The organism is Priestia koreensis, assembly GCF_022646885.1.
Taxonomy (GTDB): Bacteria; Bacillota; Bacilli; order Bacillales; family Bacillaceae_H; genus Bacillus_AG; species Bacillus_AG koreensis_A.
The window spans coordinates 1,142,547-1,169,129 of sequence record NZ_CP061868.1 but is presented as its reverse complement, the minus strand read 5'-3'; the positions used below and the strand labels follow the sequence as shown (position 1 = coordinate 1,169,129).

The window sequence follows — 26,583 nt, the reverse complement described above, 5'->3', positions numbered from 1 at the left end:
CTTTTAGATTCTGCCGAGTGCTCGGTAATAAATTTGTTCGTATTGATCCACAATCGTCGTTGAGTGAAATTGTTCTTTGACAGCTGACAGCGCTTGAGAAGTAATAGCATGATACAATTTCTCATCTTGTAGAAGTTTTAGCGTCTTAGCCGCCATATCCTCGACGTCACCAAGCTCACAAATAAAGCCCGTTTTTCCGTCCTCAATAACTTCTGGTATTCCTCCGATGTTTGTACCTACACAAGCGACCTCACAGCCCATTGCTTCAAGTAAAACTAAACCAAAGCTTTCTTTTTCCGATAATAACAACTTTACGTCACTGATCGAATAAAGTTCTTCGACATTTTCCTGTTTCCCAAGAAATAATACGCGCTCATCTAGGTTCCGCTTTTGCACTTCGCTTATAACACCTGTCATTTCAGGCCCATCACCGATAAGTAACAGCTTAGAAGGAACTTGTTTATTTACGCGTTCAAACACCTCGATCACATCTTTTACACGCTTCACAGGGCGGAAGTTCGAAATATGAATGAGCACTTTTTCATGCTCCTCAATTCCATATTCTGTACGCAAATGAGACATGTCTGTTCGACGATACACGCGCTCATCAATAAAGTTATACACGGGCTCGATTTTCTTATCTGGAGCTACTAAGTCATAGGTTTGCTCAATGAGCGCTTTTGAGACGGCTGTGACTTCATCAGATTGCTCGATCCCAAACTTGATTAAATCTTTTAAGGATAGGTCATACCCAAGAACCGTAATATCGGTTCCGTGCAGCGTCGTGACAATTTTCAAATGATCGCCTACCATCTTTTTAGCCAAATAAGAGCACACAGCGTGAGGAATAGCGTAATGCGCGTGAATCAAATCTAACTCCTCTCGCTTTGCTACCTCTGCTATTTTGGAAGCAAGCGCTAAATCATAAGGAGGATATTTGAACACCGAATATTGATTCACTTCGACTTCATGATAATAAATATTCGGATAAACTTTCGTCAGACGAAAAGGCATGCTCGATGAAATAAAATGAATTTCATGTCCCTTTTCAGCTAGAAGTTTCCCAAGCTCTGTTGCTACAACACCTGAACCACCTACAGAGGGATAGCACACGATTCCAATTTTGAGTTTCATTCTTGCCCTCCTATTAAGTCAGCATGTAATAATAGCGGTTTTTTTGTTAAAAACCCTTCCGCGTATAACACTCCAACCTCTTTTCCTACCAAACGGTCTCTGCTCTCTACCGTCTCAATGTAGCCATTAACAAGCGGGGTCGTAAACGTTGTCTCTGTTTGAACAAACTGACTTTCATATGCGTTTAAACTCGCACGTTTCTTTTCAAAGGTTGTCGATACATCCACGGCAAAATGCGGTTTTTGAAAGCCATTGATTACATAAAAATGAAGGGCTTCTATTCGGTGTGCAGGCTGATCGTGATCGTCTCGGTAATTTTTGACACCTGCTGAAAAGGCCGCTTCTTCGACTAATCGTGCGCAATTTCCGTGATCAGGATGACGATCTTCGAAATATGGGGCAAAGACTAGTCTAGGCTGATACTTGCGAATGATGGAGGCTACTTCACGAATATAATCCGCCGTTAAAAATAACCCTCGATCCGGAATATGTAAATGAACACGCTCTTCTACCCCTAGAATAGCAGCAGCATTTGCTGCCTCCTCTTTTCGAATGTCGACCGTCCCATTTGAAGATAATTCGGCATGAGTAAGATCACAAATTCCTACCTTTAAGCCGCTTTCGACCATTTTAGCAATTGTCCCACCCATACCAATTTCAACATCATCGGCATGGGCGCCAAATGCTAATACATCTAGCTTTTGAATACTCATTTTACTCTCCTTTTTTACCTCGTACGATGTTTCTCCACGTTAAATCCCCTCGTTCTAACCCGCGTATAAGAATTTCTGCCGTACCCATATTTGTCGCAAGTGGAACGGCATACACATCACATAAACGCATTAATGCTGAAACATCCGGCTCATGAGGCTGCGCTGTTAGTGGGTCACGGAAGAAAATAACCATATCCATGCGATTTTGAGCGATTAAAGCCCCAATTTCCTGATCGCCTCCGAGCGGACCTGATTGAAAACGATGCACGGATAAACCGGTCGCTTCCATTATTTTTTTCCCTGTTGTACCCGTCGCAAACAGTTCATGATCCTCTAACACATATTTATACGCAGTCGTAAACTGAATCATATCATTTTTCTTTTTGTCATGTGCAACTAACGCAATTTTCATCCCAGTACCCCCTTTTAATAAACCTTACTCGATAATGTTTTCAAGTCCGTACACAAGCGTATCAAGCTTCATAACCGTATCAACCGACACTTTTACTCCAGACATGAAGGATGCACGATTATAGGAATCATGGCGAATGGTTAGTGATTGGCCAAACCCGCCAAACAACACTTCTTGATGTGCCACAAGCCCAGGAAGACGTACGCTATGAAGACGAATACCGTCATAATCTGCGCCTCTTGCACCTGGAATCGTTTCTTTTTCATCCGGATGACCTTGCTTTTTCGATTCACGAACTTCTGAAATAAGCTCAGCTGTTTTTAGGCCTGTACCAGACGGAGCATCTAATTTTTGATCGTGATGAAGCTCAATAATTTCGACGTCTTCGAAATATTTTGCAGCCATTTGTGAAAATTTCATCATTAAAATCGCACCAATCGCAAAGTTAGGTGCAATAATACAGCCAATGCCCTTGTCTTCTGCTAACGTTCGCAGTTCTGTAAGATCTGCCTCTGAAAAGCCTGTTGTTCCGACTACTGCACGAACACCGTGCTCAAGCGCTTTTTTCGTATGTACACGGCCAATCTCAGGTGTTGTTAAATCAACTAATACATCGGCCTCTACTTCTGCTAAACATTCATCAATATCTGTATAAATAGGTGCATGAAGAGATGATGTTGGCACAACCTCATCAATATATTTCCCTTTGTTCGTGCGATCCAAAGCAGCGACTAACTCAAAGTGCTCCGTATCGGCAATTAAATTTAACGCCTCTAATCCCATTCTTCCTCGTGGTCCTGCTAAAATGATACGTGTTGTCATTTTGTACTCTCTCCCTCTGTGTCTTCAATTTTTGTCCATCGGTCTTTATCACGCGTATTAAATTTCTCCATTACCATGTCATGTGCTTCTTGGAGATCAATGTTAAGTGAGTTGGCAAAGCAAATTAAGACGAATAAAACGTCGCCCATTTCCTCTTCTACTGTACGAGCCTTTTCGGTTTTCTTTTTTGGCTTTTCACCGTAAAAATGGTTAATCTCTCTTGATAATTCACCAAGCTCTTCCGTCATGCGTGCGAGCATCGCAAGTGGGCTAAAATACCCCTCTTTAAACTGACTTATGTATGTATCAACTTCTTTTTGAAGCTGTTGCATCGTCTTTTCAGCCATTTTCTTCACCTCTTTTATCATCTTTTTTCTTCATGTTAGCTAAAACCCTCTTTTTTGACAAACAATACGTTTAGGGGGTTTACCAATACTCATACTTTACACTATTATATTAAGGTAGTGATTCAAGTGAATATCAGGAGGTACATATGTTTACGGGTATTAAACTGAAAAATATTATCTTTATTTTAATAGGTTGCGCTATTTTTGGATTCGGACTCGTTAATTTTAACATGGAAAATAAGCTAGCAGAAGGTGGCTTGACTGGAATTACACTAATTTTGTACTTCCTGTTTCATATAGACCCATCTTACAGTAACTTAGTATTAAACATCCCATTGCTTTTTATCGGATGGAAACAGTTAGGTCGTACATCCTTTTTTTATACGGTACTAGGAGTAGCAGGACTTTCACTCTTTCTTTGGATTTTCCAACGCTATTCGCTGCATATTAATCTTCGTCATGATATGTTCCTTGTTGCCCTATTTGCAGGGGTGTTTATCGGTGTAGGGCTCGGTATTATTTTCCGCTTTGGTGGCACGACAGGCGGAGTTGATATTATTGCACGTCTCGTTCAAAAATACGTGGGCTGGAATATGGGAAAAACGATGTTTTTATTTGATTTCTGTGTTATCGCAATCTCCCTTGTCTATTTAGACTACAAACAAGCAATGTACACGCTTGTTGCCGTATTTGTAGCCGCTCGTGTGATTGATTTTATGCAAGAAGGTGCATATGCGGCTCGTGGAGCGACCATTATTTCAAGTAAAAACGAGGACATTTCTCAAAAGATTATGAAAGAGATGGATCGAGGCGTGACCATCTTAAAGGGCCAAGGATCATTTTCGAAACAAGATATGAACGTTCTATACTGCGTAGTAGGCCGAAATGAAATTTTCCGTTTAAAACAAATTATTACGTCTATTGACCCTCATGCCTTTGTATCTGTTAGTGAAGTGCACGATGTGCTAGGTGAAGGATTTACATTAGATGAAAACAAACAACCGCTCGAACGCTAAAGCAAAGAGGCTAAGGACAATTGTCCTCAGCCTCTTTTTTGTTAGTCTTCGTTTCTCGTCATGCCTGTGTAAATTAAAATTAAGCGAAGTAGCTCTAGTACGGCAACTGCGGCTGCAGCAACGTACGTCATCGCTGCGGCATTTAATACTTTACGCGTTTCCTTCTCCTCATCATTGCGAATCACACCAGATGATACGAGCTGATCCATCGCACGGTTCGATGCATTGAACTCTACTGGGAGCGTCACGAGTTGGAAAAGAACCGCTGCCGCCATAAAGACAATCCCAAGAAGCAGCAAATTCGATATATTAGCAAGCATTCCGACTAGTATTAATATCCACGATAAGTTAGATCCTAAATTCGCAACAGGGACTAATCGATGACGGAAGCGTAAGAACGCATAGTCTTGCTTATCTTGAACGGCATGCCCTACTTCATGGGCTGCAACAGCCGCACCGGCAACCGACGTGCCGTAGTAGTTACCTTCTGATAAGCGGACTGTTTTATCTCGAGGATCATAATGATCGCTTAAAAATCCTCCAACAGGTTCCACACCTACGTTATATAATCCATTCTCATCTAAGATTTTACGTGCAACTTCAGCACCACTCATTCCAGAAGAGTTGGAGATTTCCGAATATTTCTTGTATGCGCCCTTAACTTTGAACTGAGCCCAAATTGGAACAAGAACAATAATAAGGAAGTAAATCAAATATCCATATCCCATTCAAGCAATCCTCCAGTAAAGATGTATTTGTTACTAGTTTATTCAACATGAAGGTTTCATGTCAAACTTAAAGCTCCTGTGGATGATGAGTAATAATATTGTTTCCATTGTATTTTCTCCATCCAACGTAAGATAATGTAAGGATAATAATACTTCCTGTTGTAACCATCATCCAGATCAGCGAGGAATCGACACCGTTGTCTTTTACATTTTGAAAAAGCTCCTTCAAATCCTTCTCCATCTCATTTAGCTGTTTCATCTGTGCTGCTTCATCCGTTGCCTGCGTATCAAGCTCATTCAGATGGGCGTTCATTTTTTGCACGAACTCAGATTTGATGTCTACTTTTACACTCGGTTCAATGGTTTCATACTGATTTAAAAACTGTGTGAGCTGCTGCTGAAATAAATCTTTTTGCCCCTGCGCAGCGGTTGTCTTTAACTGCTTAAACGTTGTCATAATGGGACCTTCCATCTCTGTCCAAAGGGGCTGATGCTCTGATTGAAGTGCATCAACTAGCAGGCGAAACTGCATGACCTTACGTACCTTCACATCTAGTGGTAGCGTTGCTGTTAGCGACTGTATGGCTTCTTCATGGCTAACCGTCAGCACCCGTAAATCATCCATCGTTATGTGTAAAGCTTGAATATTAAGCTGCACGAACTGATCTGAAAATTGAGTGAGCATTTTTTCTGCTTCTGTGAGCTGATCCTGCTTCACTAGCTCTAGTGCCTCATCAGAGAGTAGATTTAGGTCTTTCCAGTATTCGTTTTCCTTCGCAAACGCTGTTTGATGCATCATGAAAAAACATAGTAACCCAATTAGTAAGACCCTCATCTTATCCCCCCTCTAGCTTCTAATACTATTTATGAGAAGAGGGACAAGAGTAGACCATTTATTTTTGTCTAGGCATGGTTTGAACAAAGTTCTGAGTGTAATACTTTTGGTATACTCCTACACCAAGTTTGTTGAAATTTTTATTGAGCAATGCCTTACGGTGTCCTTCGCTGTTCAACCAGCCTTCAACAGCTGCAGCACCATCTTGGTACTGAGCCGCGATGTTTTCACCTGCCGTTAAATATGTGATCTCTCCTTTTTCAAGACGCTTCGCTAGATCACCGGCTGTTGGGGAGACGTGATCAAAATAATTGTTAATGCTCATATCCTTACTATGTCCATACGCAACGTCAGCTGTGTTCTGATCCCAAGAAAGCTTGTTTAAACGGTGCGTTTGACGAATCACGTTCGTAATATCTAAAATCTGCTGAGCGTTGCCATCCTCTACGTCTTTCCACTGATCCTCGCTGAGTGGCTCTGGGTTAAGTAGCTCACCTCGGTAAGACAACTCATATGGTCGTAGCTTAATCAGAGTAGGAGCATCTACTGCTCGAACACTTGAGAGCCTATCTGTAAACTTATCAAAGTATAGCTGCACGAAAAGATCATCATATTTTACTAAAGGTCGTACGGCTTGATCATCATCGGTTAGTTCAAACCGGTAGTGGTTGCCATCATAAGAAAACGATACTTCTGAAGTGGCTGATAGCTGTTTTAACGTCTCCTGTCGCGTTTGTCCTAAAACGAACGGCCCCATGTTAACTTTTGGCCCAATCACAAATGCAGTGACGACGCGATTATTACTAATGCCAACTTGCATATAGTGAGACGCATCTTTTTTGTAAATCCACCAGTCATAATCGTAGGAAGACGGATCAATACGATCTGGCTCCCCCCATACGCTCATTAATTCCTCTGAGCTTTTTCCAATGGCATTTAGTACATTTTTATCATCATCCTGATTTACTGATTCAGGAATTGCAGTCGAATCTAACTGCTCTTCATTACTAGACTGATTTTCAAAAATCGGTAGATAATCATACGTATATAAAAAAATAGATAAAAGGACTAAAATAAATAAAACCTTTTTCAGTTGCCTTCCACTCCTTATACCCTACTTAAACATTCCAAGCGGTGTGTTTGTCTACTAGTTCACTTTATGAATCATTTTCACAAAAAATAATAAACGATGCTATTTTTTACAAAAATCAACGATCTTTATCATCTTTTCTTCCTTTAACACCATTATACCTGTTTATTCAAAAAAAACGAATAATAAGGACAGTAGGAAATGGAACTATCCTTAAAGATCCCGCCTAAATTTTACGAGAAAGTTGCATATTTATTCTTCCAAGCGTCGTGAGATCAATAGAAAGATCTTATTAGTATAATGATTGGACTCACTTTATTGATAGAAAATAATTGAATTATGTATACAATATGGATGTTTTATTGAAAGTTTTTCCTATTCATACTATTATTGATTTAGGGTGTATATGTTTTTGAGGAGGGGATGTTACATGAAGTTTGAAAAAACAGGTCTTGAAGACCAAACAATTGAACTTTCTTATTTAGACGACATCATGAAAGACGTAGGATTGGTTCGTGCTGGGCAATGGGATTATGAACGCGTGACGTATGACAAAAAAATCGAAATTCAAGATGACGTGTATTACCTTCGTGTTCAGGGCTACGCCGTAGCTGGAGATGTCGGGGCGCGTCATGCATTTATTAAGCTCTTACCGCCTCTACTAGGCAAGCACTACTATCCACATGGAGTGGAATACGGTGAAGGCGAAACTTTCCCTTCGTCTCTAGTCAAACAGTGTGAAAAAACGCTGAAACAAGCCTATGAAGAGATCCGAGTCCTAACTTCTCAATCAGAATCAGTCACAGAATAAAAAAGCAAAAACGCTACCTTCTCATAATGAAGGAGCGTTTTTTTATAGAATTTCTTTTACATATATACGCACTTCTCGAATGGTATAGTTAGCAACAGCTTTGAATTCATCCATAATCATCTGCTGAATTTTTTCACACTCGTTTCGTATATTCGGCTTCAATGACATCGCAATTTGAATAAAAAGGCTAAAGCTTGAAAGACCCTCCCATACGGTGAAATGATCCACCTCATAGCTGAGGAGCTTAATCCCTGATTCTTCCCCAAAGCATACCGATAACACAAAAGGGATCACCAAGTCATGAACGTTTTTTTTCCGTCCGATCATTTGCCTTCCCCCTCTTTTTATCAGCTGTTTCATTATCATATGTAACGTTCTTCATAATGTTATCATGTGCCAAAAGGGTTCCTAATATAAGAATGATTGTCGAAATAGAAACTGCTAAAGAAAGACGAAACAGGTGAACCAGCCTCTTAAAAGAAATCCATAAAATGCGTAGAAAGCTCAGGCAATGACTCTTCTAAACGTCTAACATCTTCTTGATTTCCCTCAATCTTTCCGATCTTATACAACTGCTGTGGTGTTTGATAGCCAAGTAAAATGCTTGATAACTCATTAATAGAAAGACGAATCCCTTTCTTGGGGGGATGGGAACAAGATGTGTGCGTGCTCGTTTTATTAAACACTTCTATTCCGCTTTCTTTTACTAAATAGCTGCCATTGTTCCACGTGGCATATTCATCATAAATATGTAAAAAGAATGGATTTTTAATCGCTTCAAACGGATACGCGGACAAAAATGTCGCCACATCAACAATTCGAGCCATAAAGTAAGGCCTAATTGCTTGCTCACAGCGCGGATTGTCCAACAAATAAGGAAGCTCATCGCTCTTTGGCATCACCATCGTTACCTTTTGAACCATTGAATCATGCTGACATATAAAATTCCACAGTCCTCTTGTTGCTTCTTCATTTAATGCGACAAACTCATGCACCTCTAAATGACGATTCTTTAAGGAATACATCAAATACCCTAAATTTTGCTTGTCTTCTCCTTCATATACAACTACATGATCCTCTTCATCCCAAATACTTTTATCCCACCACTCTTCTGTTCTGCAAAGCATGCCACTATACCGAGAAGCGAAGCGTTCATACAGTTCATGAATGACGTGACGATCCCTCTCCTTATTCGCTCGCCATACATGTCCATTGCTAGATCGCAGGCGAACCAAGTCGTTAGGAGTAAACGTATACGTCTTATGATCCACAAACAATTCCCAACCAAATTTGCGATAAAAGCTTATTTTAAATGGATGCAAATAAGAAAGCGTGTAGTTATTTTCCTTCATCCACTTTAAAGCATCTACCAACAGGCCCTTTACTAAGCCACCACGACGATGCTCTGGCCATGTTGCAACGCTCGCTACACCTGCCATCTTAAATTCCGTTTGGTGAATTTTCACCGTTTTGGAAAGGAGATGAAGTTTGGATAAAAGACGATCATTTTCTATGACCCCTAATAGATGAAAGTTTGCGAGGTTTTGAAGCTTTTGTTCATACTCCTTTTCAGGTACTTTATATTGAAACGCATATTCTGATAGTGCCATAACCTGCTCGTATTCACGTTCTGTTAACACTTTTGTTTTGGTCATCGTCTGTTCCCCCTTGATAAAGAATAAAAAAACGAAAAGACAATACATAGCAATGCATTGTCTTCTTGCCCGTTAGAAGCCTAGTACAGCTTTTACAAGAGACGTTGTTTCTCCGCCTGGATATAAGAGGTATAAAAGCGTGTATACCGCAACTCCTGTAATAGCAGAGAAGAACCAAACGATACTTGTTAGCGGACCTAGTCTACGGTGATTTCTCATGCTGCTTTTATAACCTGTCCAAAGCGTAATCAGTCCAAAGGCTCCTCCAATGGTTGCAAGCGTAATATGAAAAATTAGAAAGGCCGTATAGTACATTTTAATCGTATGTGGACCACCAAATTGTGTATTTCCAACAAAAACGGTCTTAGATAAATAAATGATAAAAAAGATGAGGGCAGTCACCCCTGCCCAAAACATAACTTTGCGATGGGCATTGACTCTTCTCTTAATGATTAAGTACCAACCGATCGCCACAAGGATCGCACTAATCACAATAAAAACTGTACTAACAGCAGGTAAAATATGCAATAAATCCATTTGGCCATCCTTTCCACTCTCAATCCGAAGTACCTCTCTAAACGGAGAGAGAATCATAGGCTTATAGTAGTTGCGTTAGAGCTTTGGTGAAATAGATACGTGCGGGCTGTGAGGTTGTACAGGCGGATCCGGCACTTCATCTTTTGCTCGCTCTTTACGAGCCCATTGATAAAAAATATAGGCAAGAATACTTCCGTACACAATTTCTTGAATAATTTTCATTAGCACACCGCCCAACTGCTGATCTTCAACTAGCGGAAGCATATTAAACATCTCAGGACCTATCTGTGGAATAGACGCCATCATATCAGGTGATACGCACAGAGACAGCGCTTGTACCCACGACTGTGGATCAGCATACGTTGCATATAAAGGTGTTTTGGCGAAAATGATTAGTGCACATGCAGGTGTCAGTAAAATTCCATTTGCGAACACGTACCCCACTTTTTTAATTCCTGATAACGACTCATAGCCCGGTGCTTTATTCATAAGCGGCCACCACATGCAGAATGCGGAAACAAACAACACAATATTTACTACCGCATGCCAAGTCATATCGGTTTTAATGGCATCAAAGATTAATGGAATATGATAAATCGAAAAGAGCGTATTAAAAACGAGTAGTGCAATAAGCGGCTTTGAAAAAAATTGAAAGAGCGGTCTCACAATTGGTGCCTCAATGATCGACTGTATAAGCCAATTCGGCAACCCTAAAATGAGTAACGGCGGAATGACTAGGTAAACAATCGCCATTTGCGTCATATGCGCACTAAACATTAAATGCCCCATTAAATCAACTGGACTCCCTTTACATACATACAGCAAAACAATACTTAAGATAAAAAAGGTTTTCGTTGAAAGAGAAACTGGCGTAGAATCTTTAAAAAGTCGACGTCCTGGTCCTACGAACCACAGGTAGACTACGATGAGTAGTACATTCGCTGCTAGAAAATATGGACTCCACATGGCATCGAATCCAAAAAGCAAAAGATTATCATACATCACTCACACCACCTTTACTTCGTTTACGTACAGATTCGTTGTTCAAGCAATAAAAAGGCGACTCAAAGAAGAAAAATCTCTTCTTATGAGTCGCCTCGAAGCACAGCTGTTCATCGCCTATTCAATTAAATTTCATTCACTTATTACCTAGGCAATGTCAGCTGTATGTTTCCGTTGTGCTTAGCTACCGAGATAGCTACTACTCATAAGACTTTTACCACCAAATAATGGTTACGAATGTTAGTAGAGTGATAAGCCCTACTAGCAACCCAGAATAAAGGAACAGTGAAGGTACCGCGTGTCCTTTGTGACTCATATGCATGAAATAGTACAGTTGGAAGATGACTTGAACAACTGCTAGCAGCATAATAAACGGTACGGTATACCATCCACCAAAATCTTCATTCCAAACCGCAAAGAACGCAACTAGCGTCAAAAAAAGCATAAGCCCGAATGAAACGACCTGAAACTTCATTTCCTCTGCATTCTTTTTCTTGCGATATTTCAAATCTACTCTTGGGTTACCTGAATTTGATTGATTAGTCGCCATCAGTTTATCCCACCATTCCCATTAAGTATACGACTGTAAAAATGAACACCCATACTACGTCAATGAAATGCCAATACAAGCTTGCTACATAGAATTTTGGTGCGTTATACAAATTTAATCCTCGTCTTCCATTTCGGATCATAAGCGTTAAAATCCACGATAAACCTACGGCTACGTGAGCTCCGTGAAATCCAACAAGAGTATAAAACGCCGAACCGAAGGCACTACTTGTAAATGTATGCTTAAACTCATGTACATAGTGATTAAACTCATAAATTTCTAGCCCAAGAAATCCAGCCCCTAACAGAACCGTAATTCCAAACCAGAGCATCATTTTTGAAAAAGCAAAGTTTTTCATATGATAAATAGCATATACACTTGTTAAACTACTTGTTAACAGGAGCATTGTCGCGGCAAAAACCAACGGCAGTTCGAACAGTTCCTGAGTGGTTGCTCCACCTGCATTGTGATCCTTTAGTGCAAGATACGTTGCAAATAATGTAGCGAATAAAACGGTTTCTCCTCCAAGGAAAAGCCAGAATCCTAGAAACTTGTTTTTTCCTTCTAGGGTCGCTTTTTCAGGAGACTCAGGAAACGTAGCAGCTGTAAATTTTTCTTCTGCATGCATTACGCCTTAACCTCCTTTGAATCATCATCCATTAACTCTTCTTTATGAATGTGATAACCGTGATCATCAATCCAAGAACGTAAGAACATTCCTAGTAATGTGATGGCTAAACCAATTCCTCCGACCACATCACCCCAGCCATGTTCGTTGCGGAACATGAAACCAAGCGCTGCGATGAATAATCCACTAGCGATGACTACAGGTAAAATAGAGGAGTTTGGCATGTGAATATCACCAATCGGTTCAGCTGGAGTTAGCTCCGTTTTTCCTTCCATTTTTTCGATCCATAGAGCATCTAATCCACGCACAAGCGGCGTTTGCTTAAAGTTGTATTCAGGTGCTGGTGATGAAATCGCCCACTCAATTGTACGACCGTCTCCCCAAGCATCCCCTTTTGCTACTTCTCCGTTTATGCTTGTTTTGATTACGTTAAACACAAGCACGATTGTAGCTGCTGCCATAAAGAAGGCTCCTATTGAACTAATTAAGTTGGCCGTTTCCCATCCTTGATTAGGAAGGAACGTTGCAACACGACGCGGCATCCCCATCAATCCTAGGAAATGCTGAATAAAGAATGTCAAATGGAAGCCGAAGAAGAATAACCAAAACGTTACTTTTCCTAGAGCATCACTTAACATGCGACCAAACATTTTAGGCCACCAGTAGTGAACACCTGCTAGTAAGGCAAACACCACTCCACCTACGATAACGTAGTGAAAGTGAGCAACAACGAAATAAGAATCATGATACTGATAATCAGCTGGTGCCGCGGCATTCATAATTCCGGTTACCCCACCAATAACAAAGGATGGAATAAATGCTACCCCGTAAAGCATCGGCGTTGTAAACTTGATGCTTCCTCCCCACATCGTGAAGAGCCAGTTGAATATTTTAATACCGGTTGGAACACCAATTGCCATCGTTGCTACTGCAAAAATAGCGTTAGCAATAGGACCAAGTCCCGTTGTGAACATATGATGCGCCCATACCATGAATCCTAAAAATCCAATTAGTACTGTCGCAAACACCATCGATGAGTATCCAAACAAGCGCTTTCGAGAAAATGTTGCGAATACTTCTGAGAAAACACCGAACGCTGGAAGGACAAGTATGTAAACTTCCGGATGTCCAAAAATCCAAAATAGATGTTCCCAGATAATCGTATTCCCACCTAGTGCAGGGTCAAAGAAGTTTGAACCAAACAAGCGATCAAAAATCATTAAAAACAATCCTACAGTTAAAGGCGGAAATGCGAATAAAATAAGTGCAGATGTAACAAACGTTGACCATGTGAACAATGGCATTCTCATGTAAGTCATTCCTGGTGCTCTCATATTAATGATCGTCACAAGGAAGTTAATTCCACCTATCAGTGTTCCTGCACCGGATATTTGAAGACCAAGTGCATAAAAATCGATTCCGTGCCCTTGAGATGCCATCGACAAGCTTGTATAAGCCGTCCACCCAGCATCAGGAGCCTGACCGAAGAACCAGCTTAAGTTTAAGAACACTCCACCGGCAAAAAATAGCCAAAATCCTAGCGCGTTTACGAATGGAAAGGCAACGTCACGCGCTCCAATTTGGAGTGGAACAACTGCGTTCATTAACGCAAAGATAAGCGGCATAGCTGCTAGGAAGATCATTGTCGTTCCGTGCATCGTTAACACTTCATTGTAGGTAGTTCCTAAAATAAAGTCATTATCAGGCTTAATAAGCTGAATGCGAATAAATAAAGCTTCAAGACCGCCGACAAGGAAGAAAAATCCTCCCGCAATTAAATATAAAATGGCGATTTTTTTATGATCTACAGTTGTTAAGTAATCCCAAACCGTAGCACCGAAGCCTTTCCTTTGACTCAATGTACTCACGGCTTAACCTCCCCTTTGTCGTAACTATACGAGCATGTTACTAGACCTTTATTCAACTTTCATTCCCATCAAGTACTTCGTTAACTGATCAATTTGTTCATCAGTTAAATTTCCATACTTTCCTGTCATCTTGTTGCCTGGCTTGATCGATTCAGGATCTTTCAGCCATTTTTTAATGCTTTCTTCATTGTTTGGTAGAATTCCCGCCACGCGCTCACGGTCCGCAAAATCAGTTAAGTTCGGCGCTGTACGTGCTACTTCAGCACGAGTATCTTTTGCTTCCACTGCATGACATGATAAACAGTTTTTCTTAAATACTTCTTCACCAGCCTGTGCATCTGCATCGGCTACCTCTGGTTTTGCACTTTTCATTTTATCTACCCAAGCGTTAAATTCATCCTTTGGTAGCGCTTTAACTTTAAAATCCATAAGTGCATGAGACGGTCCGCATAGTTCAGCACATTTTCCATAGAAAATACCGCCGGCCTTTTCAGCTTTTTTCGAATCGAAGACTAACCAAAACTTATTATCATTTTCTACGTTTGTATCAATTTTTCCACCAACGGAAGGAATCCAGAAGGAATGTTTCACATCAGAAGCTTTAACTTTGAAGTAGACTTTTTGATCGGTAGGTACTACAAGATCTTGAGAAGTAATGATTTTTTTGTCAGGATATTCAAACTCCCACCAATACAAGTTTGCGCGGACATTCACAACGAGTGCATCCTTGTCTTTGTTCTTGCCTTCCATTCCTGAAACGTTCGCAAGTGTGAACGTATCCTTAACAGTTGGAATGGCTAGAATAATTAACAGCAAAATTGGAATAACAGTCCAAATGATTTCTAACTTCTTGCTGCCTTCCACCTGCTTTGGAATAACATCTTCATCTCCTTCGCGGCGACGAAAACGCACCACTACGTAGATAAAGATAATGGTGACGACTACAATAACTAAGACCATTATAATCGTGCTAAGTAGCATCAACGAATACTGCATGTCAGCTACTTCACCAGCCGGTTGCAGCGTTGATAAAAACGGTTTGCCACAGCCTGCTAATAAAAGCGCGATCATGCTAAATAGAAACATTATGCGCCATTTAGGTAGCCATTTTTTCATACCCCATCCATACCCCTCTTTCATTGATGTGATTTCATTTCCGTTTCAAAAAACTGAAACATTAATCCCTTCTATATAGAAATTCATTAAGAAGAAATTCCCCTTGTAGTGTTGCAGACTTTAAATAAATAAAGTGGCTACAACCATTAAAACAAATACGATCGTTAAGTAGTTGACTGAATAAACAAACATCAGGCTGCCCCACTTTTTATCGTCTTTCAAACTAGTATATTTTAGGACTCCAAGACTTAACCATCCTATTGTAAGAATCGTCGTAACAATAACAAACCAGAGCCCGAGTTCATATAAGTAAAATGGAAGCGGAAGTAAGCAGGCAATCCAAATCATAATTTGCCTCTTCGTAACGCTAAATCCATATACGACCGGCAGCATAGGAATATTAGCTGCGCGGTACTCTTCACTTCTCCGCATCGCAAGCGCCAGAAAATGAGGCGGCTGCCAGATGAACATCATAAGAAATAAAATCCATGCTACAATATGTAAATTTGAATCTACTGCTGCCCATCCGATTAGTGGAGGGACTGCTCCTGATATGCTTCCTACAACGGTATTAATCGTATACTGTCGCTTCGACCAAAGCGTATAGAAAAACACGTAGGTGATCACTCCTACTAGCCCAATTAAAGCTGCGGTAAGGTTAGTAGCCAAAAGCATGAATAATCCTAACAGAGTCAATCCTATTCCCATAAACAACACGGTCACCGGGTTAAAGCGCCCCGTCACTGTCGGCCGTTCCTTCGTTCGTTCCATTAAATGATCAATGTCACGATCGATATAATTGTTTAAGCTACAGGATCCCGCAATTATGAGAGCGGTACCAATTAAAGAGAAAAAAGCAAGATCTAAATTTTGAAGAAAACGTTCTCCATTAAAATAGAGGGCTAACCAAAAACCGGTAAAAGCAGTAATTAAGTTTGAATTTACGATCCCAATCTTGATGGTAGCTAAAAAGTCTTTCCAAACCGATGTCACCACAATGGGCTTTAGCAACGGCTTTTCCGAATAATCTTCAGAATCTTCCGACGATCTCAACCTGACGTTGCTCATCGTAGTTCCTCCTTTGCTCTTCATCATACTGAATCGATGACTATGACTATTAAACTGATTGATGGTATATGTGTGTGCAGGAAACAGCGTACAGCTTTTAAAGGTGATGAAGAAGACTTCGAGAAAACCGCAAAGAGGGGTCTATGGTGAGTGTGTTTTCTCCTTTATATTAGAACATGTTTCTCGTGTATATTAAAACACATTTTTAGGTAATTTTGTGAAAAAAATGTGAAATTTATATGGATTTTTTTCGATAGATGTCACAAAATCATTACGCATCAAGAAGAAAGAGTTATAATTCACATGAGACACATTCAAGCCTTCGTTGCTTATTTCGAATGGTTTGACGTGTGTAGGTCTAGTTAGAAAAAGATTTTCTTCTGTATAATTTCTAGCTGAAGCTAGCATATGCCTGCTATTTTCGTAACTTTTTTATAGACAAGAGAATCCATATCCATATTTTAACACATACTGACTATAAAAAAGGCGATTATTTATACTTATATCTCGGCATTCATTCCTTCTTCTTTGCATGTATTCTATTGATATAATAAAATTAATACTTGTCTATAGAGTTTATATGTACAGGAAGCACTATTTCTAGGCGGTGGTATTTTGAACAAATTATTGAAAGCTCTATCAGTTGTCACCACTCTTTGTATGGCGGTGATTCTACTCGGGGGAGCGTTAGTAACAAAAACAGGATCTGGTCTTGGATGTGGACGTCAGTGGCCTCTTTGTCACGGTCAAATTATCCCGCATCCGCTTACGATTGAAACCGTTATTGAGTTGAGTCATCGAGCAGCATCTGGTTTGGGTGGTATTCTAGTTCTTGCACTATGTATTTGGTGTTGGATTGCCTTAAAACACGTTCGTGAAGCTCGTCCTCTAGCAATTATTGCATTTGTTTTCTTAGTACTTCAAGCTTTGCTTGGAGCTGCAGCCGTTGTATGGGGACAAGTCGCACTTGTCATGGCTCTTCACTTTGGGATTTCTCTTATTTCGTTTGCATCCGTGCTCCTTTTAACACTGTTAGTGTTTGAGGTTGATCGTAAATTTGATTCCCTCTCTTTACGTTTCGGTCGCACTATGCTATTTCATATTTATGGAATTTTGATTTATAGCTATGTCGTCGTTTACACAGGTGCTTACGTACGTCATACGAAATCAAGCCTTGCTTGCGCGAGCGTTCCGTTTTGCTCAAACGGTAGCATCGGGTTGCCACAAGATTTTTATCAGTGGGTGCAAATGGGACATCGACTTGCTGCAGCGCTCATTTTCGTATGGATCTTAATTGCGTTTATTCATGCGTTTAAGCATTATCGTCAGCAAAAGGTTGTATTTTACAGTTGGTTAATCAGCCTTATTCTCATTACGCTTCAGGCATTATCAGGTGCGTTATCCGTACTAAGTCATTTAGCGTTAGGATTTGCCTTAATGCACTCATTATTTATTTCATGCCTATTCGGTGTGCTAAGCTACTTAGCGATGCTTGCCCTTCGCAGTCAGCGTAATAAAAAATCGATGCGTTAAAAAAAGATCGAGGAACTCACATTCCTCGATCTTTTTTATGTTATTTCGATAGTTCAATTAGTAAATCTCCTGGCTCAATTGCTTCACCATTTTTAATAAAAATATCTTTTACCGTTCCTGAATAAGGAGCTTGAACCGTTGTTTCCATTTTCATCGCTTCTGTAATCATCAAATGATCACCTTTGGCTACTTGATCGCCTTTATCTACTAGTAATTTAATGACGGTACCAGGCATAGTTGCCCCGATATGACTAGGATTACTTGGATCAATTTTCGCTTTTGTTGCAACTGTTGCCTTGATGCTTTCATCTTTGATCACTACTTCACGTGGCTGACCGTTCAATTCAAAGTAAACAACTCGTGTACCGTTTGACTGCGGCTCTCCGATTGAGACAAGCTTCACAATCAACGTTTTTCCTTGTTCAATCTCAATCTCTACCTCTTCACCTAAACGCATACCATGAAGGAACGTCGGTGTATCAAGTACAGAGATGTCACCGTACTGCTCCACTGCTTTGCTGTACTCCATAAATACTTTTGGATAGAGAGCATAAGCAATGACGTCAAAGCTTGTGACCGCACGATTTAATGAGTGGAATAACGTGTCACGAATTTCTTTGAAATCAACCGGCTCTAACAGTTCGCCCGGACGATCCGTTACAGGCTTTTTACCTTTTAAAATAATACGCTGCAGTTCTTTTGGGAACCCGCCGTGTGGCTGTCCTAAATAGCCCTCAAACAACTCGACAACAGAATCTGGGAAATCAAGCGTTTCGCCACGCTCATAAATATCATCTTCTGTTAAGTTGTTTTGAACCATGTAAAGCGCCATATCGCCTACTACTTTTGACGATGGCGTTACTTTTACTAGGTCGCCAAACATTTGGTTTACACGTGAATACATTTCTTTCACTTCATCCCAACGATCTCCTAGACCGACCGCTTTCGCTTGCTGCTGAAGGTTACTATACTGTCCACCAGGCATTTCATGTACATACACTTCCGTATGTGGAGCATTCATGCCACTTTCAAAGTCTTTGTAATACTTACGAACATCTTCCCAATAATGAGATAGTTGCTCTAATCCTGCAATATTTAAGTTAGGCTTGCGATCTGTGCCTTCAAGCGCATAGTACAGAGAGTTTGCACTTGGCTGAGACGTAAGACCTGCCATGGAGCTTGCTGCAACGTCTACGATATCGACTCCCGCTTCAATAGCTTTGGCGTACGTGTACAGACCGTTTCCGCTCGTATCGTGTGTGTGCAGATGAATTGGAATATCTACCGTTTCTTTTAGGGATGATACAAGGTCATACGCAGCCTGAGGCTTTAATAGACCTGCCATATCTTTAATCCCTAAAATATGCGCTCCTGATGCTTCTAGCTCTTTAGCCATCGTTTTGTAATAATCGAGATCGTATTTACGTCGCGTTGGATCTAAAATATCACCCGTATAGCAAATCGCTGCCTCTGCGATTTTATTGTTCTTACGTACAGAATCAATAGCAAGCGTCATTCCAGGAACCCAGTTCAAGCTATCAAAGATTCGGAATACATCAATCCCTGCTTGAGATGATTTCTCTACAAATTCTTTAATAACGTTATCTGGATAATTTTTATACCCTACAGCATTTGAAGCACGCAGTAACATTTGGAAAAGAACGTTTGGCGCTTCTTCACGAAGCTTCAGTAAACGATCCCACGGATCTTCTTTTAAGAAACGATAGGATACATCAAATGTTGCGCCTCCCCACATTTCCATCGAGAACAGGTTTGGTAATAGCTGCGCTGTCGGCTTCGCAATTTGCTTTAAATCATTTGTTCTGACACGCGTAGCTAAAAGCGACTGATGGGCATCACGGAACGTTGTATCCGTTAGGAGTACTTCTTTTTGTTCCTTCACCCATTTCACAAGCCCTTCAGGACCTTGCTCATCTAAAATTTGCTTCGTCCCTTTTAATGGCTCTGTTAAAGGAGGAAGATCTGGAATACGAACATTCCCATGATCAGGTTTTTTCTTGCCTTCAACACCTGGGAAACCGTTAACCGTTACGTTCGCAATGTACGTCAGCATTTTCGTTCCACGGTCCTTACGTTTTGGGAATACGAAAAGCTCTGGTGTTGTATCAATAAACGATGTATTGTAGCTTCCTGTTAAAAAGTCTTCGTGTTTGACCACGTTTTCTAAAAACGGAATGTTGGTTTTAATTCCACGAATACGAAACTCGCGAAGATTTCGGACCATTTTCGCTGCAGCTTGATCAAACGTAAGCGCCCATGTCGTTACTTTTACAAGCAGTGAATCATAGTAAGGCGTAATGACAGCTCCTTGGAAGCTGTTTCCCGTATCAAGTCGAACACCGAATCCACCACCAGAGCGATAAGCCATGATTTTCCCTGTATCTGGCATGAAGTTATTTAATGGATCTTCTGTCGTCACACGAGATTGAATGGCATACCCATTTGTACGAATTTCTTCTTGCGCTGGAACGCCCACTACAGGACTATTTAAATCATAGCCGTCTGCGATTAAAATTTGTGATTGTACAATATCAATTCCTGTAATCATTTCCGTAATCGTATGCTCAACTTGAACACGTGGATTTACTTCAATGAAATAAAATTCATCGTTCGCCACTAAGAATTCTACTGTTCCAGCATTTATGTACTGTACATTTTCCATCAATTTTACAGCGGCTTCACAAATTTGGTCACGAAGCTCTTCAGAAAGAGACAAGCTCGGTGCAACCTCCACCACTTTTTGATGTCGACGCTGAACGGAACAATCGCGCTCGTACAAATGAACAATATTCCCTGAGTGATCCCCTAAGATCTGCACTTCAATATGTTTTGGATTCTCAACAAATTTTTCTACATATACTTCGTCGCTACCAAACGCAGCCTTCGCTTCTGATTTCGCACGCTCGTACGATTCTTTTAAACCTGCTTCATTGCGGACGATACGCATACCTCGTCCACCGCCTCCTAAAGCAGCCTTAATCATAAGTGGATATCCGTGCTGTGTTCCGAATTCTTCCGCTTCTTTCAGAGAAGAGATTGGACCATCTGTTCCAGGAATAACCGGAATGCCTGCTTCAACTGCTTGATAGCGTGCTTTTACCTTATCCCCGAACATGTTCAGATGTTTAGAATTAGGACCAATGAATACGATTCCTTCTTCTTCACAGCGAGTAGCGAATTTAATGTTTTCAGATAAAAAACCGTATCCCGGGTGAATGGCATCCACGCCATGTGATTTAGCAATCTCAATAATTCCTTCAATATCAAGGTACGCATCGATCGGCTTTTTGCCTTCCCCTACAAGATAGGCCTCATCTGCTTTGTAGCGATGATAGGAACCCGAATCCTCTTTTGAATAAATCGCAACTGTTCGGATATTTAACTCATTACAAGCACGAAATACCCGTATCGCAATTTCACCTCTGTTTGCTACTAACACTTTTTTTATCTTTTTCGTTACACGACTCACACTCTTCTCTCCTTTCTAACTTCTACATCATAACTCTATTTATTATTCTCCCTTGAATTCCTCGTTACGTTTATCCGTCTAAGATGCATAAACATAACACATAACTAGGGTATTTATGAAATCAGAGTAAGCCATGTAAAATCGCTTACTCTGTTTTTCCTACGCATTTGTATTTAATGAAAATGGAGCAGGCTTGTCCACTGACGAGCCCTCTTCCCTTTGCTTCCATTCTTGATGCCTGACAAACATGGAGATATTCAAGATAATTCCCATGGCAATAATCAGTACAATAAGTGAAGAACCACCATAGCTAATAAATGGAAGAGGTACTCCGGTGATTGGAATTAAGCCTGTAAGTCCACCCAGATTGATGCTTGTTTGAACGGTAATCATCGTGGCAACACCTATACAAAACAGGCTACCAACCGGGTCTGTACATCGCCTCGCTAAAAGTAAACTCTTTAGCACAATAAAGGCTAATAAGAATAATACAATAGCTACACCAAAAAAGCCAAGTTCTTCTGCAATGACCGCCATAATAAAATCCGTGTGGGATTCTGGTAAATACCCATATTTTTGAATACTTTCCCCTAATCCACGTCCTCCTAATCCTCCTGAACCAATGGCTAAATAAGAATTTACGAGCTGATAGCCATCTGTTTTTTCAAGCTTAAACGGATCGGCAGCTCCTGTAAATCGAGAAACCTGCTCATCTGTAATAAGTCCTTTCATCATAACAATCGGCGTAGCAATCGCCACCATGATGAGGGCTAAAACAGATAGCTTAACGAACGTTTTTCGATTAATGCCTGAAGATGCCATAATCACGATACTTACTAACCCAATAATTGATGCTGTACCAAGGTCTGGTTGTGCAGCGACGAGTCCACAAACCACAATCGTCAATAGTAGCGGTGGAAAGAAAGCTTTTTTTAGATTATTGATATTTTGTTGCCGCCGTCCTAGTATAGTGGAAAGATACATGATGACCACAATTTTCGCAAACTCTGCAGGCTGTATCCCCATGCCACCAATGCCTAACCAGCTTTTTGCGTTTCCTGCCGTATGTCCAATAAATCGAAGTAAAATAAGTAAACCGGCTGTTCCAAGAACGATAGGTGGAATAAGCTTTGCATAGGCTTTATATGGAAAGATCATCGTTACTAGTAAAAAGAAGCTAGCAATAATAAGCCATACCGCTTGACGGTTAAAGAAGAAATCACTTTCCCGTTTATATCTAGTAACGGCAGTAATCATACTAGAGCTATAAATCATCACAAGCCCTATAATACAAAGCGCGACAACTGCAATCAAAAGCGTATAGTCATAATGACGAAACATTCTTTTTAACATTCATCATCTTCCCTCATCTTATTTTTGTTGAAGGTATGTAAAAATATTGACTTTATTGTACTATATTTTCTGACAATAAGGCACCTAAAACTTTTTATTTATCTAAAGAAACATTCTTCCAGTGCGGCTTTCAGAAAATGCACGCTCACTTTTGAACATTATGTAATAAAAAACTCAAACTATCACGTCAATAGTTTGAGTTTCTACATGCAGTGTGCACGTTTATTTTTTTGTAAATGCTTCATGAAGTGCTGATAGCTCTTTTTCTAACCGATTTAGCAGGTTTTTGCCAAACTGCTCCTCAATTAGACCAAGACGGACTGCAAAATCAATTTCTCTTGATAATCCGAACATTTGCGTATCCAATACTTCTTCGTATAGCGGACACTGAGGCATGGTTAAATTATCCATTTGAACTCGAATTAATCTCAAGATTTTTTCTGCATCAGCATTTAGTAAAGCATGTGCCTTTTCACGATGATCTACGACTATTTCAGGCGTCAAAATCAATCCCTCCGTTCACGAGCGATTTGCCAATACTATTAATAAATCATATCGTTAAACACGAAAAAAAGCAAGAATTAAGAGGAAACTCCCTTCCTATTTGCTCACGTTTTTTATCTCTTCGTTTTTGTCTACGGATGACAGGTCTATCCAATAGCGTTATACTTAAAAGCAGGGCAACATTACTAACTGTGGTAAAAAAGGATGGATGACAACAGTGAATACAATTATGTCAATTGAAGGAAATGTTCAATATGCAATTACGCTTGATGCAGGCGTCTGGATTTTTGATGATCGTAAAGTTGACTTAACAACGTATTTTCAAGAAAAACCAGTACAAAAGGATGAGATAGCAGAATATACAAAATCTGTTTCTGCTCATTGGGATCGTGAAATTCAAGAAGGCGCAGTATTTCCTCCCACTTTAAAAACTGAACGAAAATTCAAGAAACAGGAAGTATTAACAGGCACATTTGGCATTTCATTTCGCGACTTTTTAAAAAATGCAGAGCCGCTTAAAGAAGCTTCTACGGTTACGATTGTAACAGAAAGCGATCAAATTACGATTCCGTTAGAACAAGCCTATACGCTGATCCTTGGATTTTCAAAAGATGGCAAGCCACTTTTTGAAGACGGTCCAATTCACGTCTATTATGAAGACGGTTCCAACGAACAAAACCCTATCAAGCACGTGCGTAAATTCGTGGTGCAATAACGAACAAATTCCCGCCTCATCACCGTGAGACGGGAATTTTTTAAAGAAGATCTGCCGCAAGCTGAGCAAGTCCTGAGCGCTCACCTTTAACTAGTCTCGTGTGACCAGCAATCTTTTGATCCTTAAATTTTTCTACAACGTACGTCAACCCATTATTATATTCGTCAAGATAAGGATGGTCAATTTGAGCAGGATCACCCATTAAAATAATTTTGCTTCGCTCTCCCACACGGGTAAGAATGGTCTTCACTTCATGTTTTGTTAAATTTTGCGCCTCATCAATAATGATAAACTGATCTGGAATGCTTCTTCCTCTTATATACGTTAGAGCTTCTACTTCAATTGAACCCATTCCTGCTAAGATTGCATCAAGCTCCCCGGGCTTTTTCGTATTAAATAGATACTCCAAGTTATCATAAACCGGTTGCATCCACGGTCGAAGCTTTTCTTCTTTTTCACCTGGCAAAAACCCAATATCCTTTCCGACAGGAACAATAGGCCGTGCAACAAGAAGCTTCTTAAACAACCCTAAATCTTCTGTCTGCATTAATCCAGCTGCTAGAGCTAACAGCGTCTTTCCAGTACCTGCTTTTCCAATCATCGTCACAAGCTGGATATCATTTCGAAGCAGCAATTCAAACGCCATAATTTGCTGAACGTTTCGCGGCTTAATTCCCCAAATGTGATCATTGTCAAACACTAGTTTTCGTACTTTTTGGGTACTTGGATCAACAATACCAATGGCTGATCCAGAGCCTCCAAAAGCATCTTTTAAAACGAGAAATTGATGTGGATAAAAAGGATGATTAGCAATACTGAGAAGAGGAAGCTCTCCTTTTTCATAGAACTGATTTAATAAGTCAACGGATATATACACTTCCAAATAACCTGTATAGATGCTATTAAAGTCCACGACACGATCACTTAAAAAGTCTTCTGCTAAAAGACCAATCGCGTCTGCCTTTACTCGCACGAGCACATCCTTACTTACTAGAATGACTTCTCTGCCATCCTCTTTTGTTTCTTCCTCTAATGAAAGATTTTTTGCTACCGCTAAAATGCGGTTGTCATTCGTTTTTTCAATAAAGATTTCTTGTAGCTCATGAAAAGAACGATGATTGAGCTCAATGCGCAAATACCCGCCATTTTCGAGCGGTACTCGCTCATGCAACTTCCCCGACTGCCTGAGCCCATCAATTAGCTTGGACACTTGTCTGGCGTTTCTCCCAATCTCATCCATATTTCGCTTTTTCGAATCCACTTCTTCAAGTACGACTGCAGGTATTACGACTTCATTTTTCTCAAAGGAAAAAATTGAGTGTGGGTCTTGTAATAACACGTTTGTATCCAGTACATAGATTTTATCCAAACCTTCTCCTCCTGCTCCAAATGTTTTCCTTCAAAGGAGTTCATGTTTACGTCCAAAACTTCCCTTTCCAAAGCCGCGCCGTGTGCTAGCAATGAGAGGTGGACGTCCTATTTGCTTTAAATATATGAAGCGGTGCATAAAGATAGAAGAACTATTGAACAATAAATACAAACATACTACAAAAAACGATGAATCTAGTTAGGAGTGTCTATCATGAAAAAGATATGGATTCTTACTAGCCTTTTTCTATGTCTCCCACTTGTCGGCTGTGCGATGGGAAACAATAATGAGGCTGAGCAAAATTTAAACGATCCGAACCGTACCATCAACGTAAAAAATTCAGCGCCTGATCAAATGCAGCATAAATCAGCGAGGGAGATCGCAAGACATCTTGTCACGCTCTCAGAAGACGTGCCTGGGGTCAACGATGCCACGGCAGTTATTGTTGGAAAATATGCGCTTGTCGGCATTGATGTGGACAATAATTTAGACCGTTCTGAAGTAGCATCAACTAAATACACGGTCGCGGAAGGATTAAAAAATGATCCTTACGGTGCACATGCTGTCGTACTAGCAGATCCTGACACATACACGCGCTTAAAATCGATTGCTAGACAAATTCGTCAAGGTCATCCGGTTACAGGGTTTCTTGACGAGCTCGCTGCGATGGTAAACCGCGTAATGCCAGAGATTTCACAGCAGATCAGAAAAAATCCAGAAGGAACAGGCACAAATGATAACAAGCTCTCCCCTAAACAGCAAAAAGAGCTCAACGATAATCAAATGAAACAATCTAATCACAAAATCCAAGAGAACAAAGAATAAAAAAAGCTTCGTCCGATTAACCGGACGAAGCTTTTTTACGTGTCAGCAAACGATACGTAACGAGAAGAACCACCATAAAGAGTGCGTGGCCAATGGTCCAATAAAACAGGGCCCAACCATTCCACACCCCTGGTGTAGCCTGATGTGCTAGCAGTGTTAGCGGAAAATAGAGAAAGATGGTCGGAATTGTCAAACAAGCAGCAATCAGTAATTGTATGAGCCGCGTCTCCCATTTTTTAAATTGAAGCAAACCACCGAATACAATGCCAATGATTACCGCAATAATCAAATGAAACAAAAATTCAACTACTTCAGGCCAATCAACTTTTCCGATTACAGGAATGAAGTCTACGTTAAGTAATAGAGTATATACTTTTTCTCCTGTAATGAATTGAATCATTTTTAAAAAGAGACCTAATACAAGACCTGCTATTGCCCCTGACCATGCCCCTCTATTCAACG

At 40.4% G+C, this 26,583-nt stretch carries 27 protein-coding genes; 5 read left to right on the top strand and 22 right to left on the bottom strand.

Annotated elements, in window-relative coordinates:
- Positions 1 to 3 precede the first annotated feature (3 nt).
- The 5 genes from bshA to IE339_RS05765 are packed head-to-tail and all read right to left on the bottom strand — an operon-like array spanning position 4 to position 3,428.
- Positions 4 to 1,134, bottom strand: a complete 1,131-nt coding sequence (gene bshA / locus IE339_RS05785) for an N-acetyl-alpha-D-glucosaminyl L-malate synthase BshA (protein ID WP_242174530.1) — start codon at positions 1,132 to 1,134, stop codon at positions 4 to 6.
- Positions 1,131 to 1,847, bottom strand: coding sequence for a bacillithiol biosynthesis deacetylase BshB1 (gene bshB1 / locus IE339_RS05780; protein ID WP_242174505.1), 717 nt, complete (start codon positions 1,845 to 1,847; stop codon positions 1,131 to 1,133). Before bshB1 ends, bshA begins: the two co-directional genes overlap by 4 nt.
- 1 nt (position 1,848) lies before the next feature.
- Entirely contained in the window at positions 1,849 to 2,259 is a 411-nt protein-coding gene (gene mgsA, locus IE339_RS05775) for a methylglyoxal synthase (RefSeq protein ID WP_242174492.1), read from the bottom strand.
- Between the two features lie 24 nt (positions 2,260 to 2,283).
- Complete coding sequence (dapB, locus tag IE339_RS05770; RefSeq protein ID WP_242174483.1) at positions 2,284 to 3,081, bottom strand: 4-hydroxy-tetrahydrodipicolinate reductase; 798 nt, start codon at positions 3,079 to 3,081, stop codon at positions 2,284 to 2,286.
- Entirely contained in the window at positions 3,078 to 3,428 is a 351-nt protein-coding gene (locus IE339_RS05765) for a nucleotide pyrophosphohydrolase (RefSeq protein ID WP_053400100.1), read from the bottom strand. The genes dapB and IE339_RS05765 overlap by 4 nt, the downstream gene beginning before the upstream one ends.
- Before the next feature lie 146 nt (positions 3,429 to 3,574).
- On the opposite strand from IE339_RS05765, the gene IE339_RS05760 reads away from it, so the two are divergent.
- Positions 3,575 to 4,444 carry a YitT family protein gene (locus IE339_RS05760; RefSeq protein ID WP_053399792.1) on the top strand — a complete coding sequence of 290 codons (870 nt, stop codon included), beginning with the start codon at positions 3,575 to 3,577 and terminating at the stop codon, positions 4,442 to 4,444.
- A 41-nt stretch (positions 4,445 to 4,485) separates the two neighbouring features.
- Here IE339_RS05760 and IE339_RS05755 read toward each other — a convergent pair whose 3' ends face one another.
- From IE339_RS05755 to IE339_RS05745, 3 genes are all read right to left on the bottom strand, one after another.
- Positions 4,486 to 5,172: a zinc metallopeptidase gene (locus tag IE339_RS05755; RefSeq protein ID WP_242174476.1), complete on the bottom strand. Its 687-nt coding sequence runs from the start codon at positions 5,170 to 5,172 to the stop codon at positions 4,486 to 4,488.
- 67 nt (positions 5,173 to 5,239) lie between these two features.
- A complete protein-coding gene (ypjB, locus tag IE339_RS05750; RefSeq protein ID WP_242174473.1) occupies positions 5,240 to 6,007 on the bottom strand; it encodes a sporulation protein YpjB in 768 nt (255 codons plus the stop codon).
- Positions 6,008 to 6,065: 58 nt separating this feature from the next.
- Positions 6,066 to 7,034, bottom strand: a complete 969-nt coding sequence (locus IE339_RS05745) for a CAP domain-containing protein (RefSeq protein WP_277933966.1) — start codon at positions 7,032 to 7,034, stop codon at positions 6,066 to 6,068.
- A 493-nt stretch (positions 7,035 to 7,527) separates the two neighbouring features.
- On the opposite strand from IE339_RS05745, the gene IE339_RS05740 reads away from it, so the two are divergent.
- Positions 7,528 to 7,908 (top strand): YugN family protein, encoded by a 381-nt coding sequence (locus IE339_RS05740; protein WP_242174466.1) that lies wholly within the window; start codon positions 7,528 to 7,530, stop codon positions 7,906 to 7,908.
- Positions 7,909 to 7,950: 42 nt separating this feature from the next.
- On the opposite strand, the gene IE339_RS05735 is transcribed toward IE339_RS05740, so the two are convergent.
- From IE339_RS05735 to cyoE, 9 genes are all read right to left on the bottom strand, one after another.
- Positions 7,951 to 8,235 (bottom strand): hypothetical protein, encoded by a 285-nt coding sequence (locus IE339_RS05735; RefSeq protein WP_242174462.1) that lies wholly within the window; start codon positions 8,233 to 8,235, stop codon positions 7,951 to 7,953.
- A gap of 146 nt (positions 8,236 to 8,381) precedes the next feature.
- Positions 8,382 to 9,563: a GNAT family N-acetyltransferase gene (locus tag IE339_RS05730; RefSeq protein ID WP_242174458.1), complete on the bottom strand. Its 1,182-nt coding sequence runs from the start codon at positions 9,561 to 9,563 to the stop codon at positions 8,382 to 8,384.
- A 72-nt stretch (positions 9,564 to 9,635) separates the two neighbouring features.
- Entirely contained in the window at positions 9,636 to 10,100 is a 465-nt protein-coding gene (locus IE339_RS05725) for a DUF420 domain-containing protein (protein WP_242174456.1), read from the bottom strand.
- Between the two features lie 75 nt (positions 10,101 to 10,175).
- Positions 10,176 to 11,102 carry a cytochrome c oxidase assembly factor CtaG gene (ctaG, locus tag IE339_RS05720; RefSeq protein ID WP_242174454.1) on the bottom strand — a complete coding sequence of 309 codons (927 nt, stop codon included), beginning with the start codon at positions 11,100 to 11,102 and terminating at the stop codon, positions 10,176 to 10,178.
- A 214-nt stretch (positions 11,103 to 11,316) separates the two neighbouring features.
- On the bottom strand, positions 11,317 to 11,652 hold the full coding sequence (gene ctaF / locus IE339_RS05715) for a cytochrome c oxidase subunit IVB (protein WP_242174435.1): 336 nt from the start codon (positions 11,650 to 11,652) through the stop codon (positions 11,317 to 11,319).
- 4 nt (positions 11,653 to 11,656) lie between these two features.
- Positions 11,657 to 12,280: a cytochrome c oxidase subunit III gene (gene ctaE, locus IE339_RS05710; RefSeq protein WP_053399782.1), complete on the bottom strand. Its 624-nt coding sequence runs from the start codon at positions 12,278 to 12,280 to the stop codon at positions 11,657 to 11,659.
- The gene (gene ctaD / locus IE339_RS05705; protein WP_242174424.1) at positions 12,280 to 14,148 is read right to left on the bottom strand and encodes a cytochrome c oxidase subunit I; all 1,869 of its coding nucleotides are present in this window, start codon (positions 14,146 to 14,148) and stop codon (positions 12,280 to 12,282) included. The genes ctaE and ctaD overlap by 1 nt, the downstream gene beginning before the upstream one ends.
- A 48-nt stretch (positions 14,149 to 14,196) precedes the next feature.
- A complete protein-coding gene (coxB, locus tag IE339_RS05700; RefSeq protein WP_242174413.1) occupies positions 14,197 to 15,264 on the bottom strand; it encodes a cytochrome c oxidase subunit II in 1,068 nt (355 codons plus the stop codon).
- A 120-nt stretch (positions 15,265 to 15,384) separates the two neighbouring features.
- Positions 15,385 to 16,332, bottom strand: a complete 948-nt coding sequence (gene cyoE / locus IE339_RS05695) for a heme o synthase (protein WP_242174402.1) — start codon at positions 16,330 to 16,332, stop codon at positions 15,385 to 15,387.
- Between the two features lie 615 nt (positions 16,333 to 16,947).
- On the opposite strand from cyoE, the gene IE339_RS05690 reads away from it, so the two are divergent.
- Entirely contained in the window at positions 16,948 to 17,865 is a 918-nt protein-coding gene (locus IE339_RS05690) for a COX15/CtaA family protein (protein WP_242174397.1), read from the top strand.
- A gap of 40 nt (positions 17,866 to 17,905) precedes the next feature.
- Here the strand turns inward: IE339_RS05690 and pyc are convergent, their stop codons facing one another.
- The 3 genes from pyc to IE339_RS05675 form a co-directional block, all read right to left on the bottom strand.
- The gene (gene pyc / locus IE339_RS05685; RefSeq protein WP_242174385.1) at positions 17,906 to 21,355 is read right to left on the bottom strand and encodes a pyruvate carboxylase; all 3,450 of its coding nucleotides are present in this window, start codon (positions 21,353 to 21,355) and stop codon (positions 17,906 to 17,908) included.
- Between the two features lie 159 nt (positions 21,356 to 21,514).
- The gene (locus IE339_RS05680) at positions 21,515 to 22,708 is read right to left on the bottom strand and encodes an FtsW/RodA/SpoVE family cell cycle protein (protein WP_242174372.1); all 1,194 of its coding nucleotides are present in this window, start codon (positions 22,706 to 22,708) and stop codon (positions 21,515 to 21,517) included.
- Positions 22,709 to 22,930: 222 nt separating this feature from the next.
- Positions 22,931 to 23,212 carry an Fpa/YlaN family protein gene (locus tag IE339_RS05675; RefSeq protein ID WP_053399775.1) on the bottom strand — a complete coding sequence of 94 codons (282 nt, stop codon included), beginning with the start codon at positions 23,210 to 23,212 and terminating at the stop codon, positions 22,931 to 22,933.
- A 217-nt stretch (positions 23,213 to 23,429) separates the two neighbouring features.
- Here IE339_RS05675 and IE339_RS05670 point away from each other — a divergent pair, with 217 nt between their 5' ends.
- Positions 23,430 to 23,927 (top strand): molybdopterin-binding protein, encoded by a 498-nt coding sequence (locus tag IE339_RS05670; RefSeq protein WP_242174370.1) that lies wholly within the window; start codon positions 23,430 to 23,432, stop codon positions 23,925 to 23,927.
- A 40-nt stretch (positions 23,928 to 23,967) separates the two neighbouring features.
- Here the strand turns inward: IE339_RS05670 and IE339_RS05665 are convergent, their stop codons facing one another.
- Positions 23,968 to 25,296 (bottom strand): PhoH family protein, encoded by a 1,329-nt coding sequence (locus tag IE339_RS05665; RefSeq protein ID WP_242174360.1) that lies wholly within the window; start codon positions 25,294 to 25,296, stop codon positions 23,968 to 23,970.
- Between the two features lie 213 nt (positions 25,297 to 25,509).
- Here IE339_RS05665 and IE339_RS05660 point away from each other — a divergent pair, with 213 nt between their 5' ends.
- The gene (locus IE339_RS05660; RefSeq protein WP_242174357.1) at positions 25,510 to 26,121 is read left to right on the top strand and encodes a YhcN/YlaJ family sporulation lipoprotein; all 612 of its coding nucleotides are present in this window, start codon (positions 25,510 to 25,512) and stop codon (positions 26,119 to 26,121) included.
- A gap of 16 nt (positions 26,122 to 26,137) precedes the next feature.
- Here the strand turns inward: IE339_RS05660 and IE339_RS05655 are convergent, their stop codons facing one another.
- On the bottom strand, positions 26,138 to 26,581 hold the full coding sequence (locus IE339_RS05655) for a hypothetical protein (RefSeq protein WP_242174354.1): 444 nt from the start codon (positions 26,579 to 26,581) through the stop codon (positions 26,138 to 26,140).
- Between the last annotated feature and the right edge of the window lie 2 nt (positions 26,582 to 26,583).

Excerpts from the sequence above, each read along its gene's own strand:
- bshA (WP_242174530.1), bottom strand. The coding sequence starts at position 1,134 with ATGAAACTCAAAATTGGAATCGTGTGCTATCCCTCTGTAGGTGGTTCA.
- bshB1 (WP_242174505.1), bottom strand. The coding sequence starts at position 1,847 with ATGAGTATTCAAAAGCTAGATGTATTAGCATTTGGCGCCCATGCCGAT.
- mgsA (WP_242174492.1), bottom strand. The coding sequence starts at position 2,259 with ATGAAAATTGCGTTAGTTGCACATGACAAAAAGAAAAATGATATGATT.
- dapB (WP_242174483.1), bottom strand. The coding sequence starts at position 3,081 with ATGACAACACGTATCATTTTAGCAGGACCACGAGGAAGAATGGGATTA.
- IE339_RS05765 (WP_053400100.1), bottom strand. The coding sequence starts at position 3,428 with ATGGCTGAAAAGACGATGCAACAGCTTCAAAAAGAAGTTGATACATAC.
- IE339_RS05760 (WP_053399792.1), top strand. The coding sequence starts at position 3,575 with ATGTTTACGGGTATTAAACTGAAAAATATTATCTTTATTTTAATAGGT.
- IE339_RS05755 (WP_242174476.1), bottom strand. The coding sequence starts at position 5,172 with ATGGGATATGGATATTTGATTTACTTCCTTATTATTGTTCTTGTTCCA.
- ypjB (WP_242174473.1), bottom strand. The coding sequence starts at position 6,007 with ATGAGGGTCTTACTAATTGGGTTACTATGTTTTTTCATGATGCATCAA.
- IE339_RS05740 (WP_242174466.1), top strand. The coding sequence starts at position 7,528 with ATGAAGTTTGAAAAAACAGGTCTTGAAGACCAAACAATTGAACTTTCT.
- IE339_RS05735 (WP_242174462.1), bottom strand. The coding sequence starts at position 8,235 with ATGATCGGACGGAAAAAAAACGTTCATGACTTGGTGATCCCTTTTGTG.
- IE339_RS05730 (WP_242174458.1), bottom strand. The coding sequence starts at position 9,563 with ATGACCAAAACAAAAGTGTTAACAGAACGTGAATACGAGCAGGTTATG.
- IE339_RS05725 (WP_242174456.1), bottom strand. The coding sequence starts at position 10,100 with ATGGATTTATTGCATATTTTACCTGCTGTTAGTACAGTTTTTATTGTG.
- ctaG (WP_242174454.1), bottom strand. The coding sequence starts at position 11,102 with ATGTATGATAATCTTTTGCTTTTTGGATTCGATGCCATGTGGAGTCCA.
- ctaF (WP_242174435.1), bottom strand. The coding sequence starts at position 11,652 with ATGGCGACTAATCAATCAAATTCAGGTAACCCAAGAGTAGATTTGAAA.
- ctaE (WP_053399782.1), bottom strand. The coding sequence starts at position 12,280 with ATGCATGCAGAAGAAAAATTTACAGCTGCTACGTTTCCTGAGTCTCCT.
- coxB (WP_242174413.1), bottom strand. The coding sequence starts at position 15,264 with ATGAAAAAATGGCTACCTAAATGGCGCATAATGTTTCTATTTAGCATG.
- cyoE (WP_242174402.1), bottom strand. The coding sequence starts at position 16,332 with ATGAGCAACGTCAGGTTGAGATCGTCGGAAGATTCTGAAGATTATTCG.
- IE339_RS05680 (WP_242174372.1), bottom strand. The coding sequence starts at position 22,708 with ATGTTAAAAAGAATGTTTCGTCATTATGACTATACGCTTTTGATTGCA.
- IE339_RS05660 (WP_242174357.1), top strand. The coding sequence starts at position 25,510 with ATGAAAAAGATATGGATTCTTACTAGCCTTTTTCTATGTCTCCCACTT.